Genomic DNA, 22,862 nt, shown 5'->3' on the forward strand with positions numbered 1-22,862 from the left:
CCACCGAGACGGTGCTCTTCGGGGACCTCACCGACGTGTTCGGCGGGCCTCGGCGCCGTCGGCGTGGAAGGCGTGAGACCCCTGCGCGCGTCTTCGGCCGCTTGCTGGATCCGCACTTCGTGCAGTTGTTCGTCGGTCAACAGGACCCGCGCGGCACGCGGCAGCTCGGACCGGTGCGCGGCCGTCTTCACGGGCCGGGTCCGGCGGAAATGCCATCGATCGAGAAGACCACGCCTGGCCGTCTCCACCGAAACCGTCGTCTCCAGGGTGGCTTCGACCACGTGGATCCGGCGCGGTTCGAGGACTTGCGAGCTCGACGTCGAAACCGACGTCTTGCGGCTCGACCGCTTGCCCTTGCTGGAGCGCCACAGGTTCAGTTCCGTGAGGACCGGCGCCACGCCGCGCATGACCGTTCCGGGCGGATGCGCCACGCCATCGCTGACGGCGAAGACCGCGGGTTCGAACTCGTTCGCGATCCCCCAGGCGCGGCCCTTCTCCGACGAGGCCGAGGTCGAAGTCCCCACGCCCTGTTTCGGCTGCTGCCAGAAGGTGTCGAGCACTTCCGGGTCACGAAGGCGATACGACACCCCCACGGCCGCCGTGCGGGCCGCCTTCCGCCGCTTCCACCGCAAGCCGTCGATCCGGGTCGGACGGTTGAACGCCCGCAGATCCGAACGCAGGGCCTCGACCGAGATCGCCTGGTCGATCAGCGCGGAGTTCTCGCCGTCCCGGTACTTCCAGATCGGGTCGCCGGACGCGCGCTTGAGCGTCCTCCTGACGCGTTTGCGTACCTGGTCGAGCCCGCTCACGGAAAGCACCTGAACGCCGTCGAGTACGCGGGAAGTCCCGGTCCGCAGATAGTCGGCCTGGTTCAGCGGCTTCGACGGCAACCTGGTTCCCCCGGTCGCCGACACCGCCCGCAGGGCGTGCTTCTCCGCTTCCGTCAGCTCGAGCACCACGTCGGCGACGACCGTGCGCGGAGCACGTCCGTCCGCGGCGGCCCGCGAGTCGACGATGGGCAGGTGATGGTCCTCGGGCACGTGCTTGCCCGGTTTCCCGACGGTGAGTCCCTGGGCGAGATCGTTGTACCTGGACCAGTACGAGCCCGAGACCTTCAGCTCCACCTTCGCCGCGTACCGGTATTTGGGCTCCGGGACGACCGCGCCGGACTCGTCCAGTCGCGGGCCGACGGTCCCGCCGGAGGCCGTTTCGGTGTCACGCGTCAGTCCGGTGGACCTGGTCCGGTCGAAGGACACCTTGTGCGTGCCGGTCATCATGACCGTGTTGCCCGCCAGCGCTCCGTAGATCCGGGCGCGGATGCCGCCCGCGGCGCTCCAGCCGCGGTCGGCGGTGTCCCCGCCGCGCTCGGCGTCAGTCAGCGCGGTGGTGCCCGCGCCGCCTTTGACCGGGCCCAGCGGCTCTCCGAGCGGCGTCAGCAACCGGGCGTCGATCCGGAACCCCGTGTGGTAGTCGTGCCCGCGGCCCGGCTCGGGCGCCAGTTCGAGGAACTGCGGCTGGTCGGAGAGCAGATTCGGCAACCGCCGGGCGAGGTTGTCCGCCGACACCGCCGTGTCGATGGCTTCCCAGCGTCCAAGCTGGCGCTCCAGCTTCCCGGTCAAGCCCTTCTTGAGCTTCCGGTCGCCGAAGGGGGTCACGAGCCCCGTGTCCCGCCACGCCCAGCGTTTGTGCCCGGGAATGGTCTTCGCCGAATCGCGCAGGATCGACTTCAGGCGGGCACTGGCCTCTTCCAGTCGCAGTGGCGCTCCGACCGTGCCGGGCCCGCCGGTGCTCTGGCCAGGCAGGAGACCTGCCTGACGGGCGTCGTCGAGCTGTGCCCATTGGGTTCCCTCCACGGCACCGACGAAAGTGAGCGGAGCCCTGCCGGGCACCCGAACCTGCAGGTCGTACACCGTGCGATAGCGGACCACGCTGTCCTTATAGGAGCGGGTCACCGACCGCCCGGACTCCTGGCCGTGCGTGGTGGTCCGGCTCTTGCTGTACCCACCCCCGACGGCGGGACCGGCTCCCGCGCTGACCATGCCGTAGTCGAAACCCGGTCCACCGGCGAGCGCCCCGGTGACGTCGCGGCCTGCCGTGCTCGACGCGGTCTTCGTGCTGGTTTCGGTCTCATGCTCGCGAAACTCGGCGTCCTCGATCGTCTCCAGGTAAGCGACCTGGCGGGCGACGGCACGCATCTGCACCTTCCGCGACCGCGAGGAGACGAGCCGTTTGAGCGGGTTACCACCGCGGACCAGCGAATGCGAAGTGGTCCAGCCCGACTCCGGGTCGGCCTGCGGGGTCACCGCCATCTCCGCGAGGTTCGCGGTGATGGTGCCCGTGCCGAGGAAGTCCCGCAGTACCTCACGCGAGTCCTTGTCCAGCTTGCCAAGCCGGGCGAGCACCTGGTCGAAGATCTTTCGCGGCATTCCCGGTTTCATCGTGACCGCTTCGGTGGCCGATGGCGGCAAGGCGTCGGGCAACGGCAGCGGGCGGCCCTCTTCACGCAGCCCTTCCGGCACGGCGAACTCAGCCGCGACCGGCTTGCGCAACGGGCTGTCGCCCGGGTGCTCGATGTTCAGCTTCCGGTCATCGCTCCGCGGGTTCTCTGGCTCGACGATCACGGTCATCGGCACGCTGACCGAGCGTGTCCCCTGGTAACCGCTCGCGCCGTTCGCCGGCCGCTCCGGCAGGGAGACACTGATCTGCTTGGAGCCGCTCAAGTCGTGGCCGTGCCCGCGGACGGTGGAAACACCGGTCGGCACCGAAAAGACCCCGGTGGCGAACAGGCCGGGCACCATCGGCGTGAAGAAGATCCAGGTGGTCTTCGGGTTCGTCTTGGTACCGGTACGCGCACTCGTGCTTCCGGCTCCCTCTCGGGTGACCGGTTTCGTCGTCCCGGTACGGTCCGCCGCCTTCTGCCTTGGCCAGTGAAGTTCATCGACCCTGATCCGGATGGGCCTGCCGCCCAGGGTGAACACACGGCCCTCGCCGAAGAATGAGCCCACGTCGTTGCCGAACGCGTGCTCCAGATCGGCGACCTCGCTCGCGGTGGGGGGATTCGGGGCGAACGAGCGGGCCGACGCGACGACCTGGTCCACTTCCTCGGTCCGGCTCAGCTGGGTGGCGATGCCCGGTGCCTTGGCCCGGCGGAAGTACGACGGGGTCGCCCGGGCGACTCCGGGCAGAGCGACGGTTTCCGTGCCCTGCGGGGTCCGCGGCCGGGTATCCGACACGAGGGGATCCGCCGTGAGGCGCGGTCCCAGGTCGTCCAACTCGATGGCCGGGGGAAGCAGGGCGGGCAGCCCAGCGTCCACAGAGGACGATGATTGCCCGCTTCGGGAACTTTCCCCGACCCGCGCGACGGTTTCCCCGCGCGCCCCGCCGGGCAAGACCACCGAGGACTGCGGAGAGGTCCGGGAAGTGCCCAGTTTCGTTGCGAGTTCCCGGGCCAGCTTGTCGGCGTCCTCTTCGGGCAAGCCGTTGGCCAGGTATCCCGCGATGACGTCTTTCACCAAGCCGTTCAGCTCGACGGCCTCTACCTGGTCCGGGGCCGGGCTCCCTTCCCACACCGGAACGTGGTGATATCGCGACACGATTCTCGTGGCCTGCTCGATAGGACGCTCGAATTCTCGCGCGGGCTTTTTCCCGAAGACATTCCTGCCCAGCCCGCCGTCGTCGCGCAACCACGCCAGCACACCGTCACGATCCGGTGGGAGCGACGGAAGACCCAGCCTTGTCTCCACCATCTCACCGGGAGGCTGCTCGATGAAGGCGGACCATTGCCCGGGGTCGAAACCCATCGCCGTGAAGAAATCGGCGTCGAAGCCCTCGTCGGTCCACGACCAATCCGCGTGCTCTCCGTCCCCGATGACGTTGTCCGGGTCCCCGGCCATCTCCGCCGACGGCGCTTCCCCAGCGTTGGGCAACCCGATCGGTTCTTTGGCTCGCTTTTTCACCGCGTCGGACCACGACGTCGAGAATTGGCGCGGGGTGCGCAACCGGTCCAGATCGTGCTGCGGACCTTCGATGTCCAAGAAGAGCCACGGATTCCAGGTCACCGGCACCCGCTCCTGCCGGAACGCGATATGGCCTTCGATGAACCGCCTGATCTGCTCATCCGACGCCTGGGGCAACGCCGCCCGGACCGCGGTGTTCACTTCTGCCGTGATCAAGTCCCTTCGAGCTTTGGCCGACGGCTCCCCGGTGCGAAGATCGAGCACGAGCCGGACCCGCTGACCGGGATCGTTGTTGCCCCGCACGCGCTCGGCCAGCCCCTGCACCATCCACCACAGCCAACGACGCGATTGCTGCGGCAAGACCCCTTGGCCGGGAAGGAAGGTCATCTGGAGTCCCCTCGCGGCCCGGTAACTTTCCACCGGCAGATAGAACGCCCGGTACACCGTTATTTCGACACTGGGCGCGGCGCCATTTCGCACATTGCCTTCCATCCGGTCGAAGGAGAAGCGTTGCGCGTCCGCGTCGATACCCTCCTCCCGCAGCGCCGCCCGCACCCGGCCATCCAGCAGTTCGAACAAGGCCGGCCCGGCCGTCGCCCGCCGCTCCGGTGTGTCGGACATCCGGATCCTGATGTTCAACGGTTCACCGGCCAACCGCTCCAAACGCGCGCTGTTCCGGCCGATCTCCTTCAACAACTGAGCCAGCGAAGCCTCGTCGTCGGGAGACCACCACCGCGTATCGGTCACCGAAAGCTCGGCTCGCCAGCCGGCCACCGGCCGGGGACTGTTGATCCGGGTCGCCTCCGCCGACCGGGGGCCTTCAGTGACGACGGGCAACGGAATCACCTCGCCGGCCGGTTCCTCGCTCGTCGTGGGCATCCGGGTCCAACCAAGCCCCGTCAAATCCAGGAACAGCACCGGATTCCTCCGCATCGCCTCCTTGCGGAGCTCGATGTGCCCCTGGATGAAGGACTCGATCCCCGCCGGGGATGCCTCCGGCAACGCCGCCCGCACCGCCGCGTTCACCTCGGCCGTGACCCAGCCCGCCCGGCTCTCCATCATCGTCGCCGCACTGCGCAGATCGAGCACCAGCCGAGCGGGATCGTTGCTCATGTCGACCCACCGGATCAAACTCGCCACCATCCACCGCAGCCGGCGTCGCTCGGCGTGCGGAAGCGCCTCCTTTCGGGTCAGGAAGGAAAGGTCCAGTTTCCGCGTGCTCCAGTAGTCCTGCACAGTCAGGTTCGGCGACTGGTGCACGGTGATCCTGACGCCGGCGTCAGCCGACATGCGTGCGGGGTGTCCGACATGGTCGAAGTCGAACCGCAGCAGTTCCTCGGACATACCCCGGGCCAGCAGGGCGGAGCGCAACTTACTGTCCAGCATCGTGAACACGTCGTCGCCGTACCGCGTGAGCTTGCCCATCCGGTCGGTCATATGAAGCCTGACGTCCCACGGCTCCCGTTCCGGCGCGATCTCGAAGTCGCTGACGAGACGATCCGCCAGGCGCGTCAGGGATTCCTCGCCCGCCTCGGACAAAAGCGGCGGTTCATACGACGACAGCACCGCGGACCACTCGTCCACCACCTCTGCGGTCATTCCGACGTCGGTCGTGGTGAGCAGCGTTCGCAAGGAAGGTCCGGTGACGACCGGCAACGGGACCAACGACCTCGAAGTCCCGGACGGCTCAGGCAGGCCGAGAGGACCGGGCACATCGGTCACCTGCTCGCCCCCCGGCAGCGACCTCTCGGGCTGGTCCGGACCCCGGTCCAGCTCAGGCACCGGGCTTTCGACTGTCATCACCAGCGCCGGTCCCTCGGCCGAGCTGTCACGACGAAACTCGATGTTGGCCTCGATGAACCTCGTGACCTGCTCCTCCGAAGCCCGCGGCATCGCCGCCCAGACCGCGGCGGTCACCTGCGCCGTGACCATGGCCTCCCGCACGGAAACCGGGTCACCGGGCGCGGAAAGCAGAGTGATGACCAGGCGAGGTCCCCCCGTCACGGCGCCGCTGTCCCGCACCCGCTGGACGAAGCCCTCCAGCTGCCATCCCATCCGACGCCACGAAGCCTGCGAGAACGCCGCACTGTCCGGCAAGAAAGGCAGAGTCTGCGCCCTCGCGGCCCGGTAGTACCGCACAGGCCGGTTCGGCGATCGGCGCACCAGCACCTCGACACTGGGCGACTCGCCCTCGAGCAAGTCTCTGTCCAACCGGTCGAACCCGAACCGCACCGCGTCCGCGTCCACCCCCCGGCCCCGCAGCGCCGCCCGCAACCGGCCGTCGAGCGAGTCGAGCAGCGCGAGCCCGAACCGCGCCCGCCGCTCGGCGGTATCGGCCAGCCGTAACGCGATGTCCAACGGCTCCCGCGTCTCCCACTCCAGCACCTCGGCGTCCCGCGCGATCCGGTCCACCAGGCCGGCCAGTGAAGCCTCATCGTCCGGCGACCACCGCGGCGGAATGCTCACCTCCAACTCGGCGCGCCAGGAGGTCTCCACGGCCGCGGACACCCCACCCGCACCAACGGCTTCACTCCGGACGACCTCGGTCTCCGCTTCGTCGGTTTCCGCTTCTCGGGCCGCACGCGAAGCCTCCCGCGTCGACCGCGCCTGCTCCTGCCACTCTTTCCTCCGGGGCGACGGCACCTCACCGTTCTCGACCACGTCAACCAGAACGGCGGGCTGCGCTCCATTCCGGATGTAGGAGGTGATGCGGACGGACTCGGTCAAGATCGCGCGGGCCCGTCGCGCGCCTGCGGGCCCGGGTAACTGCCCGGAGAAAGCGGTGAGGACGAGTTTCCGTACCTCTTTCACCCGGAGGCCGGCACCGATTTCGGAGGTCTGCGTCACCGCGATGGAGAGAGTCTCGTTCCCGCCCTGTGGCGCCTTGTGCCGAACGATGAATCCCGTCGCCAGCCACGTGATCCGCTCCCGGCTGGCTTCCGGCAGAACGGCGAGTCTCGGCAGGAAGAACTCCGTCAAGGAAGTCGCCGCGAGATAGTGGTCCTTCCCCTGCCTCGGTGTCCGATGCGAAGTGATTCCCACCGCGCGCGACGCTTTCGTCTTCGCTTGGTGGGTCTCGTAGGTGAAGCGCAGCTGACCGGGCACCAGGCCCCGGACCCCCGCCTCTCGCACCACCAGCTCTTCGAGTGCGTCATGTTCGGGCAAGCGAACTCCGGGAGCGACCTTGTTGAGCGGTTTCCAGACGTGCAAACGAACATCGTTGAGTTGCTGTCCCTTGAAGGCGCGCTCAAGGACTTCGGTCAGGAGTTTGTCAATGAATCCATTCAGCTTCGTGCGAGCGTCTTCGACGATCGTGAAGAGCTCCCCGGTCGCCAGCGCTCCTTCCCATCTGTCGATTTCGACATCGCTGCGGTGCATGACTCGAACGCTCAGTTCCCTCGGCAGCGAAGTCAGCGGCGTGTCTTCGACTTGCTCCGCCGCGGGCACGGAGTGGTCCGGTATTCGAGCGGGTTCGGCGAGGGTGACGAAAAGACCGACATGCTTTCGGTTCTCCGTCCGGGTGACACCCAACACGACATGCCGGGTGATGAACTCCGCTATTTGTTCGGCCGAGTACTGTGGCCGCGCCGCCCCTACCGCCGCGTACAACTCGGCGGTCACTCCCGAAATCCGTCGTTCGGCCGGTCCGGCAGTGGTCACCACGTGCACCTCGAGACGTACCTGCCCGTGGGAATCGGCGTCGTCGTCCAGCCGTTGGGCCATGCCCTCCACCAGCAACCGCAGGCGGCGAACCTCAGCTGCGGGCAACACGTGCTTCTGTGCCACGCCGGCGAAGGACATGTCCAGTTCACGCGCCGTTCGATAGCTCTGTTCGGTCCGCTTCAGCGAAGCATGAAGAGTGATCCGGAGTTCCCTGCCCTTGAGAGGTCGGTGCGCTTCGCGGTCGAAGGTGAGCTTCCGTTGGTCGAGGCCCGGACTGGCGCCTTCGGCCGCCGCGCGCAATTCGCGCTCCAGCCGCGACAAATCGGCGTCCTCTTTTTCCGTCCGGCGTTCCACCCGCTGGTAGGAGTGCAGCCGCGCATCCGGCATCTCCCGCCCCTGTTCGACCGCTTCCCTGACCTTGGCCGCGAACCGGTTCTTCAGCTCCTCCAGCGCGTTCATGCTGTCTTCGGACAACGGCACCGCGGCGCGCCAGCCGTCCTCCTCCACGGCTGGATACGCCACTCCCCGCCGCAACTCGCCGTCGGCTTCCGGCAAGGCCGGATACCCGGCTGGGGTGGCCGCGTCCACCGACTGGGTAGCGACCGGCTCATCGGGCGCCGTTTCCGGAAGTTCCTGGGCCGACGGGAGGTTGTCAAACCACTCCTGTGCCCAGTCGGGGACATCCGGGAGGTCCATCGCGTCACTACGGGAGGGCTCTCCCTCTTCAGCACCAGGATCTTCGGTGCGCGCGCCGCCGGGCAAACCGGCCGAGTCCGGTGGCGAACTCCGCGAAGTATTCAGCTTCTTCGCGAGTTCCCGGCTCAGTTCGTGCGCGCCCGCTTCGGAGAGACCGTTGGCCAGATATCCCGCGACGATGTCCTTCACCGCGTTGTTCAGCCTGACCGCGTCCGCTTGCGACGGACGGGGATTCTCGATCCAAACGGGCACGCGGTGGTACAGCGATACGATTTTCGTCGCCTGTTCGACGTAACGCTGGAAGTCCTGTGCGGGCCGTTTACCGAAGTTCTGCCGGGGCAGCCCGCCCTCGCCGTGCACCCACGCCAAGGCGCCATCGCGATCCGACGGGATCGACGGCCATTCCGGTTCCGTCTCCACCGAACGGGGCCCGACGTGGCCGGGGACGAAGGCTTGGCTGAAGGCTTCGTACAGGCCGCCGACGATCGAATCGAGCCGCGTCTGCCGGTCTTCCGGTGTCGTCGCGGCCTGCGACGCCCGAGCGGCCCGGAAATCGGTGAGGAAGTCCTTCTTCAGCCGGTCGGTCACCGGCTCCGGTACCACTATGTCGGGGTGGGTGGCGCGCCAGGCGTCGAGCTGGTCGGTGAAGGTCTGGTGGGCGGCGCTGAGTGCTTCGGCGAGCGCGGTGGGGGTGTCACTGTCGTCCCTGTCGACGACAGGGTCGTCGAGCAGGGAGTCGTGGCGTTCGGGTGCGGTGGGCCGTTGGTCGGGGGGGTGGGTTTCGGGTTCCGCGTGGGGTTCGGTGAGCGTGTTGTCGGCACCGGTGGGCGGGGTGTTGGCCTGCGCGTCGGTCCGATCGACGGTGGGGTGTCCGGAGTGGGTGTTGTGGAGTTCGTCGACCAGGTCACGCAGGCCTTGCTCGGCGACGGTCGTGGCGTGGGTGTCGCCGGAGGTGACCGCGTCGGTGTATCTGGTGATGGCCAGCTGGACGTCGGGGTTGTAGGACAGGTGGAACAACTCGTCTTTGGGTGAGGTGTAGTAGACGACTTCGCCGCCGCCGCCGGAGCGTCCGGCGCGGTTCTGGGCCTGCACGTCGATGTCGCGGGAGATCTCCGAATGCGCGGTGATCCGCACCACCAGATCTCCGGCGTCCTTCGCTTCCTTCGTGGTGGTGATGTCCACCCCGCGGGCGCCCTGCATGTTGATCACCAGGACCTTGCCCTGCGCGCCGGCGGCCTCGATGACCCGCTTGAACTCGTCGTCGAAAGCGGCGCCCTTCTCCAGCTGCCACTTCGCGTCGATCGCCTCATGCGCGACACCGAGCTCGCCCAGCATGCCCGACACCATCGCGACTTGGTCGTTGCGGGTCGCCAGGATCAACTGCGGCTGGCGGGTGCCACCAGGGGCCTGCATCGCGTGCACGTCCTGGGCCAGCTGCCGCAGTTTCGCGGTCTCGTCCGCGGCGACCACGTCATCGGAGATCTTCAACCGTGACTGGTAGTACCGGGGGATGTCCTGCACCACCGGCGACATCCCCTGTTCGGCGAACTTCTCCCCGTGCCCGTTCGCCGTCCCCGACGCCCCGGTCTTCTGCCCGTACTCCTTCTTCCCCAGCAACTCGTGGACCGTCACCATCTTGTCCCCGGCGGAATCACTCCGGACCTCCAAGCCGTGTTTGAACTCCACCGCCTGCGCCAGCCCGCCGTTCCACCGGCTCTCCGAACTGGTCGCCGGATCGAACATCACATTATGTGTCGTCTGATCGATGATGTAGATCTTGCCGTCGTGCAGGACGTAATGCACGTTCTCCCGGTATTCCCAGCGGGCGGCGGCGGCCATGTTCACCCGGGTCACCTCTTCCACCGACAAGGTCCGCCCCAGCAGCAGCTCGACCTTTTCCAGACCGGTTTCGGTCAGCCGGGCCTGACCGCCCGCCTGCCCTTCCCGCCGCCCGAAATCGGCCTCCATCAGCCAGCCGCTCTCCGTCCCGTCCCGCACCAGGTCGTGCGCCGCCCTCACCTGATCGAGCACCTCCGGTGACGCCACGCCCTGGACCCCGTCACTCAGGATGTACTGGGCGTTCGAATACACCAGCGCCTCGTCGATCTCGTCGATGCTCACCGTCAGCAGTATCGGATCTTCCTTCGCCTGCTGACCCGGCAACGTGTCATGCCGCAAATAGGTGAACCCCACATCCTCGGCGGTGCCCAGATACACCGTCGGACGCTCCTCCCGCGGCCCCGGCGGCGGATTGTCCTGGTTCAGCCGGTGCACGTCGACGCCCAGTTTCTCCAGCAGCCCCAGATACACCGGCATCTCGCGATCCGCCAGAATCCCCCGGGTCGTGGTCACCTGAACCCCATCCACCCCCGCCCGCATCGCGTTCACCGCCGCATGCGCGAAGAACAACCACGACTTGCCCTCCCCCGCGGCCATGTTCACCACCCGGCCCTCGCCGAAGGCATGTACGGCCGACACCTGCGTCCACCGCAACGCGATCCCCTTGTTCCGCCGGATCAACTCGAACACCGCCGCGAACGCGTCCGCCTCCGGACCCCTGCCGTACAGCTCCCGCAACTCCGGCTCCGACAACCCGGTCAACCGCCGGTGCCGCGGAACCTCCGGGCCCGACCGCGCCGCGATGTCCCACAACGTCCTGGCCGCGTCCGGCGCCTTGTTCGCGCTTGCCAGCCACCCCTCGTAGGCCACCACGTCCGTCGCGTGCTGCACCCACCCGCCGTCGCCGTCCGGCACGAACACCCTCGGCTGGGCCAACCAGCTCCCATCGCCGTCCTTCAGCTGCCGGTACGCCACCACCTTCTGGGCACCGTGGTGATCGACCACCCGCTCACTCTCCGGCGGCAACGTCGCCTTCGACCCGTCGGTGAGGGTCACCGGCCCGGCGGCCCGCACCTCGGCCTCGGTCATCTTCTGCGCCCGCACCTCTCCGGCGGTCGACCGCGGCGGCGACCACCCGCCGTCCAGACCTCGCTCGACACTCAGCCCGTCCGCCAGCTCCACATACCGCGCCTCACCACCCGAGTCGAACACGGCCCGCGCACCCCCCGGCACAACCACCAGCGCCCCCACGCCCTGCACCACCCCCGGACCCTCCGCCCGATACCACCCGTCCTCACCCCGCAACCACGACGTCCCCAACTCCGACAACCGGCTCGGCCACACCAACGTCCCTGAAGGACCCGCGACCACCTCAGGTTGCTTCGGATCCGTTCGCGGGGGTGCCTCCCGTGCCTCGACCGCGGTGTCCCGGATCGCGTTGTCAATCCCCTCGAGATCCGTCGCGTCCAGGCGTGTGCTCCGCCCGTCGGCGGCGCCGCCCAGCCGCCCCGGCTCCGACATCTCCCCCTCCGCGCCGATGAACCGCAACAGCTTTCCCACCGCCGCGTCGGGGTCCCCGACCCGCCACGACAGCTGCCCCCGCTCCGCCGTCGTGCCCACCTCGACCGGCACCGGCCGCGATCCGTCCCGCTCCCAGCCCGCACGCGGTGGCGCCTCCGCCGTCCGCGCGTCGATCACCACATGCAGCTGATCCCCGCCGGGGAACCGGTGCCTGCCATTGATCCGCTCATCCAGAACCCGCTGCATGTCGCGGGCCAAACCCCGACGCGCACCCGCGTCCACCCCGCCCGGCTTCGACACCAGTTCCACCGGCACCGACAACTCGCGCACCCACTGCCCCGGCGCCACCTCACCTCGCCGCACATCGAACCGGAGCTGCGCGATGCCCGGTTCCTTGTCCACCGCTGTCGAAAGATCCCGGCGCTCGCCCCGATGCCTCGTCGGCGGAACCGACTCCCGCACCGAGCTCCAGTCCGCAGCCGTCACGAACTCCGCCGCCGGGCCGTCCTGAGTAGACTTCGTCACCTGGTCCGGCCGGGTCGATGCCAGTTGTGCTGCCAGAAGCGCCCCTTGTACCTCCCCGAGGCCAACCCCCGAATCCGCCCGCGACCGATCATCACCGGACCTGCCGCCCGGCCGGTTCTCCGGTGTTCCCACGACCGACGGCAGTTCGCCCGGCGCCCGCAGACCACGTTGCGCCGCGACCGACTCCCCACCGGGCCGGGCACTTTCGCCGGATGACCTCGGAGGCTGCGGCCCGTCACCCTTCGACGGCTGAGCCGCGGGGGCGGCTTCCGTCCGGGTGGGCTGCGGCCCATCACCGCCTCCCTTCGGCGGCTGAGCCACCGGCGCGGCCTCCGTCCGCGGAGGCGGCGGCCCATCACCCTTGGGTGGCTGCGCCGCGGGCGCCGACTCCGTCCGGGCCGGCTGGCTCCCGACGGACGGCGTGTCGCCACGCAAGAACTGCTGCGTCGACGACCCGCCACGACCGTCGGCATCACGCCCCTGGGGCCGTTCCACCACGGACGCGTCCTGACGAGCACCCTGCCCGGACGCCGGTCGTGCGGCGTCGTTCGAGGACGGCTGGGCAGCGGTGGTCTCCGAACGGCCCGTCTGGTTCGCCACCGGCTGACCGGAGACGGGTGACGGCCGGTTGCCTTCAGCCACAACGGGCGGCGCGGCGTCGGAACGCGCGCCGTCGTCGGGTTTGCCGGGAGCCGGGCGGTCCGGCTGAGGGTTTTCCCCGGCCGGTCGGTTTTCTTCGACTTTCGGAGTGCTCGGCTGCGGCGAGCTGTCGTCCTTCGGCGTACTCGGCTGCGTCGGGACGTCGTCCTTCGGTGCGGACGGTTGCGGCGCGCCGTCGGCCTGGGGTGTGGTCGGCCGGTCCGTGCCCTCGGCCGGTCGAGTCGGCTGGGGTTGCCCTTCGGCGGGGCCGGACTCGGTCGTCTTCGGCGCGACCGGTTGTGCTGGGCCACCGGCGGTGGCCGCGGGCGGTTGGTTCGTCGCGGGCTGCCCCGCCGTGGCATTCTGCGGTCCCGTGCCAGAGTGGGCCGGTGTACCGGCACCCGCCTGAGCGGGCCCACCAGCAGTACTCGCGGGTGGCTGGACCGGCGCGGACTGCCCCCTGCCATTCTCACCTGACATGGACGAGCCAGCACCCGACTGACCCGGACCACCGGCGGTGGTCGCGGGCGGCTGGTTCGTCGCGGGCTGCCCCGCCGTGGCATTCTGCGATCCCGTGCCAGAGTGGGCCGGCGTACCGGCACCCGACTGACCCAGGCCACCAGCAGTACTCGCGGGCGACTGAACCGGCGCGGACTGCCCCGCCGACGACGCCCTGCCATTCTCACCCGACATGGACGAGCCAGCACCCGACTGACCCGGACCACCTGCGGTACTCGCGGGCGGCTGGTTCGTCGCGGGCTGCCCCGCCGTGGCATTCTGCGGTCCCGTGCCAGAGTGGGCCGGTATACCGGCACCCGACTGACCCGGGCCACCAGCGGTGGTCGCGGGCGGCTGAACCGGCGCCGTCTGCCCCACCGACGACGCCCGGCCGTTCTCACCCGCGCCCGGCTGTCCCGTCGTCCCGGTCACTGGCTGGGTCGGCGAACCGGTGGAGCTCAAGGGCGACTGATTCGCGACAGGTTGCCCAGCCGCCTGCCCCTGCCGGATTTCCGTCGGTTCCGGAGTGGCGGTGACCGGCCGTGTCGCACCGGCCGATTGACCATTCGCGCTCGAAGTGGGCTCTGGTGCCTGGCTCGCCGCTGTGGGCGTGGATTGCTGACCGACGGCGTTCGTGGCCGCGGAGCCGTCCCCACCGGGCGAAACCTGACGCTCGCCCGTACCGGTGTCCGATTGCACGGCCCCGGCTCGCGAACCCGGGCCGTCGGCCGTGGTCGACGTCGGCTGCGTAGCGTTCGATGTGGTCTGGCCGCCCACCGCCGAGGCGGCCTGGCTGCCCGCCGTTCCACTGGGCGAAGGGGCGTTGACGGTTCCGGGGTCGGCGGTGAAGAGCTGCCCCACCGGGCTTCCACCGCTGGTGACGACCGACTGCTGCAGGGGCGCGGGACGTCCATCGGTGAGCGTCCCGGTGCCGGTCTGCGCCTCGACGCTTCCGGCGACCGGAGTCGGCGTACCGACGGTTCCGGTGGCCGTGCTCGGCCGGCCGGACGATTCGGTGATCGGAGCGTCCCCGACCAAGGTCTCCCCGGACAACCGCGGAATACTCAGAGACGGCCGATCGGGCTTGCCTTCCGTGCCAGGCGAAGGCTTTTCCGAGACCGCACGGTCCCCGGAGCCGTCCTCCCCCGCACCGTTCTGCTCGAGACCACCCGGCGGCGCGGGTTTTTCCGGTCCTCCGGGCAGGAACCCATCGATATCCTTGACATCGACGCTCATCCCGCCCTCACCACCCGCGCCATCCGGCATCCGAGGACGGCCGAACCCGGACAACGCCCCCAGCGCCCCACCCCAGAACGCCTCGGGATTGTCCAACGCCGCGTTGATGATCGGTGTACTCCACAACACCGACGCGACCTGACCACCCGCATAACCCAGCTGTCCCCAGATCACCATCCCGCGCGGGATCTTCTTCCCCAGCTCCCTCGCCGCCGACTGCGCCGAGTGCACGAATACCCGCGCGCCACCCGTCATCACCCCCGACGCCGCACCACCGATCGCGCCACCCACCGCCGCCTGCCACACCGCCTTACCGTCGATCTCGTCCCGCTGGCCGTTGTTCTTCTGGCCCAGCTGGGTGAAGTAGTCCATCGACGTCATCAGGCCCGCACCCACCGCCGCGGACGCCCCCACATCGATCGCCGCCTGCTGGACGAACGGCGCGATCCGCACCAGTGCCTGCTTCAGTCCCTCCCATGACAGCTTTTCCAACCCCAACGTCGCCAGCTTCGCCAGCAACTGCTGAATGATCATCCGCATCGTCAGCTGCGTCGCGGCCTTGACCGCCGGGATCATCCACGAAAAGATCAATGAGGCCGCCAGAAAAGCGATCTGCGCCACCGCGAACACCGCGGCCGCGATCAACAGGATCTGCGCCTTCTCCACATTCGCCGCGGCGGTCCTCGTCGTCTTCGACAGGTCCTTCGAATACGCCGCCAACTGGTCCAAAGCCTTCGCGATGGTCCCGCGCAGGTACTCCGCCATCGCCTGCGCGTACTCGCCGTCCATCGACCGATCCAGGTCGGCCGCCCGCGTCCGCACGCTCTCGGCGAAATCCTCGGCCACCGGGCCGAAATCCGACCACGCCTGCGACATCGCCCGCATACTCCGGACATTGCCCTCAGGCCACTCCATCCCCACCATGATCTTCAGGAAATTCTGCAGGGCTTTGGGCGGTTTCGCGGGCCCATCACCGGACTCGAACACCACCCACCCCCTTCACCTGAAAGTCATGCCGTCAAAAGAACTGGAATCCTGCCGACTTACTCAGTCTTTCGGCGCGTTCTGCTGTTGCTGCTGGAGAGCTTCGGCCAACTGGTGATCGAATGTCTTCGCGTTCGCCTCATCCAGATCACGGAAGTCGCCGACCGTGGTGGCGACGCCGTCGGCCAGCTCCCCCACCCCTTTGGACAGGTCTCCCAGCCCGGTCCGCACGTCATTCGCGTTGTCCACATAACCTTCGGCGAACTTCTTGCCCGCCTTGTCCTCGCCCCAGCAACCGTGATACCGGTCCAGGGTTTGGTTCAACCGCGTCACCGCGTCCGAGAATTCGGCGTTGTCGGACCGAAGCCTGGACAGCATGTCCTGCATTCCCGAGGGATCAAGACGGAATTCGTCCGCCATCGTGCTCACCTTTCCGTACATGGACTTCTTGCCTCGAACAGCTTTCGGCCGGACCTGTCATGAAGCCAGCGTGACCGTTCGCCCCGCGGTGGCCGGAGCCGACGCTTCTTCGCGCCACTCGTAGAGGGCACTCGTCATACGGCTCGTCAGGCCGGGTTCCTCGATCAAGCGCAGCGCACCGCGATGCCTTCGTTCGAGTGCCCTGTCGAGCTTCGCCAGCACGGCAAGATCGTGGTCGTCGAGTTCGCCGGAAACCGGAACCGCTTCGTTGGGCGCGAGTTCCCGGAACAGCGCGGCCACTCGGGGCGCGGCCGGCTCTTCACCCTGCTCTTCGCCTGCCGGTTCGGTCTCCCGCAGCGCCAAAGCCTTGAACCGGGCGCCGGCGAAGAAGACCACCTCGTTCACCGGTTGCCCGATCAGCAGCTCCGACGTCCGCCGGGCCGACGCGGGCCAGATGAGGACGTCGAGCTCCGCGTCCGGCACGGTCACGTCGAGATCCATGCTGCCGACGAGGAACCCGGGCTCGGTCAGGATCGAGCCCGGCGTGATCGTGCGCTCCAGCGCCTGCGCGTCCTTGCTCTGCCGGAGCACCGCACGCCGATGTGTGGGCAGTCGCCGCAGTCCCGACGCGAGACAGGTGACCTGGCCTTCGATCTCCCCGGTGGTCCCGCCACGTACGGCGGGGTTCAGGTCGCCGAAACCGCCGCGGCCACGGCCCAGGTACAGGCAGACCGCGACGTAGTCGGCCTTGATCCCGGTATCGGCCTGGCCGCGCATGGACGGCCAGGTCGCCAAAGCCGCGTTCACCGTGGCGAGCGCTTCGCCGTACTCGTCACCGGCCGCGGCGGTGAAACGGGCCTGCTCGGCCGCCGTACTGGCCCGGTCGGCGACGACGAGCGCGGTGCCGGTCGCCACCCGGGGTTCGACCGGCTTGGCAGGCTCGCGCGTCTCGGCCACTTCGGCCACGGGACGGTTCGAGACCTCCATACGGGTCTCTTCCACCACCGGCATCGGCGCCGGAACGGTGTCGTCGGAGCGTGTGTCGGTGACGCTCGGCGCTTCGACCGGCGTGGCCGGCACCTGCTGCGGCGTGACGAAGGCGGGGACGGCTGGAGAAGGCTGAGCTTTCGCGACCGGCTCCTGCGCGGGAACGGCGGCCGCCGCGCCGGACACCGTCGGCACCGGTGCCGAGGACACCATGAGCGCGGCCGGCATGACCGGTCCGCCCTGCGGACGCGGCGTCGCGGCGGCCGGCCCGGCCGGAGCGGACGGCGCGACCCGCGTTTCCGTGCGCTTCGCCGGTTCGGCCCGCTTCTGGCCGGTGGCGGGAACCGGCCGCGTGACGATGGCCGGTGGGCGGTCGATCAGTTCGCGGGTCCGGTCGTCGAGCACACCCAGCAACCGGAGGCGGGCCACGTTGCGTGTTTCCGGGACGAGTTCGCCGAGCAGCGCTTCCGCGGCGGAGAGCAGGTCCGGGCCGATCGGTTCACCGGGCGTTCCGAGGTACAGCGTCCAAGCTTCGGGGTCGAACGACGCCGCCGAGGCCGCGGAATCACCGGCTCCGGTCCGTAGCACGAGCCCTGACGGGACGACGTCGGCCATGACCTGCCCACGCCGATATCCGGAAGCGTCGCGTCGCTGCCATCCCCGGGGCGGGACAACGGCTTCGAGTACCTCCTGACCTCCGTCCGCGCGCTGCAGCAGTTTCGCCACGAACGGCCGATAGCGCTTCTTCACGTCCGTAGGCGAGATTTCGACGACGACGTTCCGGCTGAGCGACTTCGCGAACTCGCTCAGCCAGGCGTGGGCACTGGTCGTCGTGGACAGTGGGACCAACGTCGTCGGTACGAGCGGGAGCCGACCGACCACTGTGGACACAAGCCCGGCGGCCGGTACGGCCCCTTCCGCTCCGACGACGATCTTGGCGACGGACGGGTCGGCGGGCACCGAAAAAGCCGCGTCGCCGAGAGTCGCCGGACGTGCGTCCGGGCGCCGCACCAGCAGGCCGGCAGGCACCGGTTCGAGGATCGCGGCCGGCATCGGTTCGATGATCGCCCCCGGCACGCCGGACGGCGTGGCCGGCATCGCGGCTTCCCAGGCAGGTACCGGATACCGTCGTCCATCAGGACAAGCGGGCGCTCCCGGACGGAACCGCAGCCATCCGGTGCCGCCGGTCCCGTGACCCGCGTAAAGGAGTGCCCCCGGTTCGACGACGAAGGTGCCGTCCGGGGCGAAGATCTCGACATTGAGCGCGTCGGCCAAGGCCTGCGGGACGAAGGGATCCCGACCGAATCCCGGCAAGGCGATCCGCACGGCTTCGACGTCCTTCGCCACCACGGAGCGGTGCAACAGGGCGGGCAACGCGGTGGTGAGCGAGCCATCTCTCGCCGCGCCTGGGGAGACCAGGACGAACACGTGACCGTCGACCGGTTCCGGCCAGCCGATGGCGCCGGCTTGAAGGTCGGCTTCACCGATCCGGCGGATCAGCACGTGGGCACCACGCCGTTCGACGAGGAAGTCACCGGCGCCTTGATCCACGATGTCGTGGTTCATCTTGCCTCCTGCTCGGGCAGTGCGAATGGACGGAGCGAAACCTTCGAGGGTGCGGGTCACCGCACACCGGTTTCCAGGTCCTCCGCGGTCAGCAACGTCAGATCGGCCGCGGTCACCTCCGAAGCCTCCGCGAGGCGGGACGCCTGCCTGTCGGTCATGCGCTCGAACACTCGCCGGGCGGTCCGGCCGTTGCCGAAGGTGCCGTCCTTCGGAATCGCCTCGAAGTAGTCGAGCAGACCGTCCGCCGCTTCTTCGTCGAGGCGGTAGTCGTGTTTGGCGCACTGGGTCCGGACGATGGTGACGAGCTCGTCCGCCGTGTAGTTGGCGAACTCGATCGTGCGGCTGAACCTCGATTCCATCCCGGGGTTGGATTCGAGGAACTTCGACATTTCGTTCGAGTAACCCGCGGCGATCACGACGACGTCGTCGCGGTGGTCTTCCATCAGCTTGACCAGGGTGTCGATGGCCTCGCGACCGAAGTCCGGCCCGCTTCCTCCCGAACCGGCGCTCAGGGTGTACGCCTCGTCGATGAACAGGACGCCGCCGAGTGCGGTGGTGAAGGCCTCCGTCGTCTTGATCGCGGTGCCACCGATGATCTGCGCGACCAGATCGGCCCTGGCCACCTCGACCAGATGTCCTTCACGCAGCACACCGAGTTGCGCGAGCACCTGCCCGTAGAGACGGGCGACCGTGGTCTTGCCGGTTCCCGGCGCTCCCGCGAACACCAGGTGGCGGGCCATCGGCGGGGCCGACAATCCCGCGTCCTGCCGCCGCTTGGCCATCTTGTTGAGATTGATCAGTGACGTCACCTCGCGCTTGACCCCGGCCAATCCGACGAGGCCCTGCAGTTCCATGAGCGGATCGTCGGCGGTCTTGACCGGGGTGGGAGCGGCGGCGGGTGAAGAGCGCGCCGCTTCGGCCGACGCGGACGTCCCGAACGCGTCCGGCCGCAGGTTCCCGCTGGTGATCAGGTCCAGCACTTCGATCGCCGTGCCGGGCCGGGTCTGCCGCAGACCGCTGCCGTGGTTGTCCCGCACGGTGCACGACGAGACCCGGACGGCTTCCCGCGTGTCGAGCCGGATGCCGTCGGCCTGGCCACCGGAGAACTCGGAATCGGTGATGCTGCCCGACGCCCCCTCGGCGAACTGACAGCCCATGCCATCGCTGCCGTGCACGCGGCAACGGGCGACCGACAGGTTGGCTCCGCCCCCGGCGTGGACACCGTCCCCACCGGAACCGGTGATGGCACTGTCCGCCAGCGCCAGTGCGGCGTCGACGACCTCGACACCGGCGGCCCTGGTGTCACGTACGCTCAGCCCGCTCGCTGTCAGCCGAGAGCCGCCGACGATGCGCAGCCCTACTTCGCCGCCTTCGATCTCTACGTTCTCCATCGTGCCGCGGCCACCTTCGTCGACCTCGACACCGGCGCCGTCCGACCCGAGTACCCGTAACCGGCGGAAGAACGGATCGGCGGCGTCGGAAACCCGGACGCCGGATCGTTTGCTCCCGGCGACGGAGAGCTGGTCGAATTCCGGAGTGGACCGCTCGGTCACGTGGACGCCGATCCCGTCCACCTCGGCGACCTCGCAGTTGGTGAACTTGCCGCCGGAACGGGCGGCGAAGTGCACGCCGCGGAAGCCGCTGGCGCGGACGCGGCAGCCACGCAGTTCCGGTTTGCAGCCTTCCGCCACGAAAATGCCCTCGGCGCCGACACGCTCCACCGAGCAGTCGTCGAGAAAGACGTGACCGGTGCTGGCCAGGTAGAAACCGATACCGTCCGCGGCGGACACCGACAGCCGCTTCGCCTTCATCGTCGCTTGCTGCTCGACCGCGACCGCGGGCTTGCCGGTGCCGGTGATGGTGGTGTCGTCGACGGTCAGGGTGCCGCGGCCGTTGAGGCAGATGCCGTTTCCCGCCGCCTTGACGACACTGCAGGCGCGCATCGTCAGCGCTCCGTCGTCGGCGACCACCACGGCGGAGGTCCCCAGGTCGGTGAAGCGGCAGGATTCGAGCACGCCACCGTCCGCGGCGGTGACCACGACGCCGGCTCCGACGCCATTGCGGACTTCGCAGTCCCGCATCAGGACCTTGCCGTCGCCGGACGCGAAGACCGTGGACCAGCCCGCTCCGTCGAGGGAGCATTCCGTGAGGCTCAGCTGACCTTGCGCCACGAAGACGGCGGGATTGTCCTTGTCGCTGGACACGACGGAGATTCCGGACAAGGCGGCCGAGGAGGTGGCCACCGAGACCGCGACCCCGGAGCCGGCCAGGATGGTGACCGTCCCGATGCCGTCCTCGGCGGTGATCGTCACCGGTTTGGACAATACGAGGTTTTCGTTGTACCGGCCGGGTGCCACCACGATCAAGGCGCCTTCGGGTGCACCGGCCACCGCGTCACCGATGCGCCGGTAACCGTGCCCCGGCGTCTGCGTGACCATGATGACGTTTTGGCCCACGTTCCGGCTCCCTTTCTCGTTCATCACCCGTACCGGCCCCGAATCCGGGACTTTGAGCGCACCAATAAGGCCTCAACGAATTCTTCATTCGCAGCTGCTCTGATCTTCGAGGAGAAACGGAAGACAAAGGGCGCTCGGGGGAAGTTCGGGCAACATGTCGGGCAAAATCGCCTCTTGCGCTCCACCCGTCACCCTCTTCGTAAGGGAAAACCCTCTTTCCGGCCGTGGCGTGCGCATCGCGTGGGAACAAGAGCCCGGATTCGTTCAGTGACGGCGACACTGTGGAGAGTGACCACCCGGCGGCCGCGGGCGCACCCCTCGAAGTACGATGAGCAGAGGTGGCCCCCGCCGAAGGTGGCAAAAGCGAGGCCGACATGGCGCTCCGCGACTCGATCCGGCGGAGGGAACCGATCGGCGCGCGGCAGGCGGGCGGCACGGGAAGGGGTGACTGAACTGGACAGGCCGGACGATGCCGAGGCCGCTCGCGAAGCCCTCGACGCGGCGCGCAAAGAACGGGCACGGTTGGGCGCGCTGGGCCGGTGGAGCGAAGCCGACGAGGCCGCTATGAGTGCCCTGCGCCGGATCCTCGAGTTCGCCTCACCCGACATCGTCGGACCGGAACTGGGTGGCCTGGTCTACGTGGCGGGCAGTCCCAGGCCCGGACCGCAGACCGCCGGCCGGCACGGGCTCCCGGTTCCGCCGGAACGGCTGAGCGCGACGCGCGCGATGTCGCTGGTGAACCAAGGGAACGACCCGCGGGAAGCGGCCGAGCTCGCCCATGAAGCCCTGAAGTCGTTCAACTGGCGTGATGTCGGCACATTCTGGTACGCGATCCTGTCGCTCGCCTACCTCGACGACGGTGCTTTGGCCCAGCACCATTGCGAACGCGCGATGACCCGCGCGGGTTGGGCCGCATCACCGGCCCTGACCGTGCTCCGGGCTCGCGTCGCGGCTCTCAACGGCGACTCGGTGACCGCTGTCCGGCTGCTCGATCCCCTCGTCACTCGCGGCGTCCAAAACCAGTTCACCGAGGTCGCGGTGGCCTGGGCCATCGAGGCCTTGGTCGACCTCGGCGATCTCGATCGCGCGGACGCCCTGATGCGCGCTCACGCTTTCAGCGGCAACCTGGACGCCGTCGTCGATCGCGCCGAAGTCCTCGCGGCGCGCGGCCTCCTGAGCCGGGCGATCGGGCAGCCGGAACCTGCCTACGAGGACTTCGTCGCCTGCGGCCGGGAACTCGCCTCCTGGGGGGTCGGCAACCCCGCCGTCATCCCCTGGCGGTCGAGAGCAGCACTCTGCGCCGCCGCGACGGGACGGGAGACCATCGCCCTTCCGCTGGCCGAGGAGGAACTCAGCCGCGCGAGGAGGTGGGGCACCGCCCGGGCGATCGGTACCGCCTTGCGCACGCTCGGCCTGGTGTCCACCGAGGGCCGGGATGTCGAGCTTTTGAAGAAGGCGGTCGAACTCCTGGCGGACAGCGGCGCCCGGAACACCTTGATGGAAGCCCAATATGAACTCGCGGTGAAATTGAGGCTCGAGGGACGCCACGACGAGGTTCAGCCCGCGCTCCGCGGCCTCCGCGAAACCGCGCTCGCGACCGGCAACAACGCTTGGGAAGTCCGCGCGGACGAAGCGCTACGACGGTGGACGGCGGCCGGTGAAACGCCGAAGGTGTCCGCGAAAGAACGCAAGGTGGCGAACCTCGCTCAGGGCGGGCTGAGCAATGGCGAGATCGCCAAGCGATTACAGCTGACCACGTCTACTGTGGAATTCCACCTCTCGAATATCTATCGCAAACTCGCGATTTCCGGGCGAAGCGAATTACGCTCGATCTTAGTCCCCATCCGGTAGCCGATGGGGTTTCCGCGAACCGGCT

At 68.7% G+C, this 22,862-nt stretch carries 5 protein-coding genes (1 of these 5 only partly in view); 1 reads left to right on the forward strand and 4 read right to left on the reverse strand.

Annotated features, from left to right (window positions below; all coding sequences use genetic code 11):
- The 4 genes in view from AVL48_RS01455 to AVL48_RS01470 are tightly spaced (at most 57 nt apart) and all read right to left on the reverse strand, a layout consistent with a single transcriptional unit that may run on beyond the window.
- Nucleotides 1–15,563 carry the 5' portion of a WXG100-like domain-containing protein gene (locus AVL48_RS01455; RefSeq protein WP_061988622.1) on the reverse strand. 12,208 nt of this gene lie to the left of the window's left edge, so only the first 15,563 of its 27,771 coding nucleotides appear in the window; its start codon is at nt 15,561–15,563; the stop codon falls past the left edge of the window.
- A gap of 57 nt (nt 15,564–15,620) precedes the next feature.
- Entirely contained in the window at nt 15,621–15,977 is a 357-nt protein-coding gene (locus tag AVL48_RS01460; RefSeq protein ID WP_061988669.1) for a WXG100 family type VII secretion target, read from the reverse strand.
- A gap of 57 nt (nt 15,978–16,034) precedes the next feature.
- The gene (locus AVL48_RS01465; protein ID WP_061988620.1) at nt 16,035–18,530 is read right to left on the reverse strand and encodes a hypothetical protein; all 2,496 of its coding nucleotides are present in this window, start codon (nt 18,528–18,530) and stop codon (nt 16,035–16,037) included.
- A gap of 56 nt (nt 18,531–18,586) precedes the next feature.
- Nucleotides 18,587–20,986 (reverse strand): right-handed parallel beta-helix repeat-containing protein, encoded by a 2,400-nt coding sequence (locus AVL48_RS01470; RefSeq protein ID WP_061988667.1) that lies wholly within the window; start codon nt 20,984–20,986, stop codon nt 18,587–18,589.
- 444 nt (nt 20,987–21,430) lie between these two features.
- Here AVL48_RS01470 and AVL48_RS01475 point away from each other — a divergent pair, with 444 nt between their 5' ends.
- Nucleotides 21,431–22,837 carry a helix-turn-helix transcriptional regulator gene (locus AVL48_RS01475; RefSeq protein ID WP_061988619.1) on the forward strand — a complete coding sequence of 469 codons (1,407 nt, stop codon included), beginning with the start codon at nt 21,431–21,433 and terminating at the stop codon, nt 22,835–22,837.
- Nucleotides 22,838–22,862 lie beyond the last annotated feature (25 nt).

The organism is Amycolatopsis regifaucium (genome assembly GCF_001613935.1).
GTDB classification, from domain to species: domain Bacteria; phylum Actinomycetota; class Actinomycetes; order Mycobacteriales; family Pseudonocardiaceae; genus Amycolatopsis; species Amycolatopsis regifaucium.

Coding starts and splice junctions, on each gene's coding strand:
- AVL48_RS01465 (WP_061988620.1), bottom strand. CDS start 18,530: ATGAACCACGACATCGTGGATCAAGGCGCCGGTGACTTCCTCGTCGAA.
- AVL48_RS01460 (WP_061988669.1), bottom strand. CDS start 15,977: ATGGCGGACGAATTCCGTCTTGATCCCTCGGGAATGCAGGACATGCTG.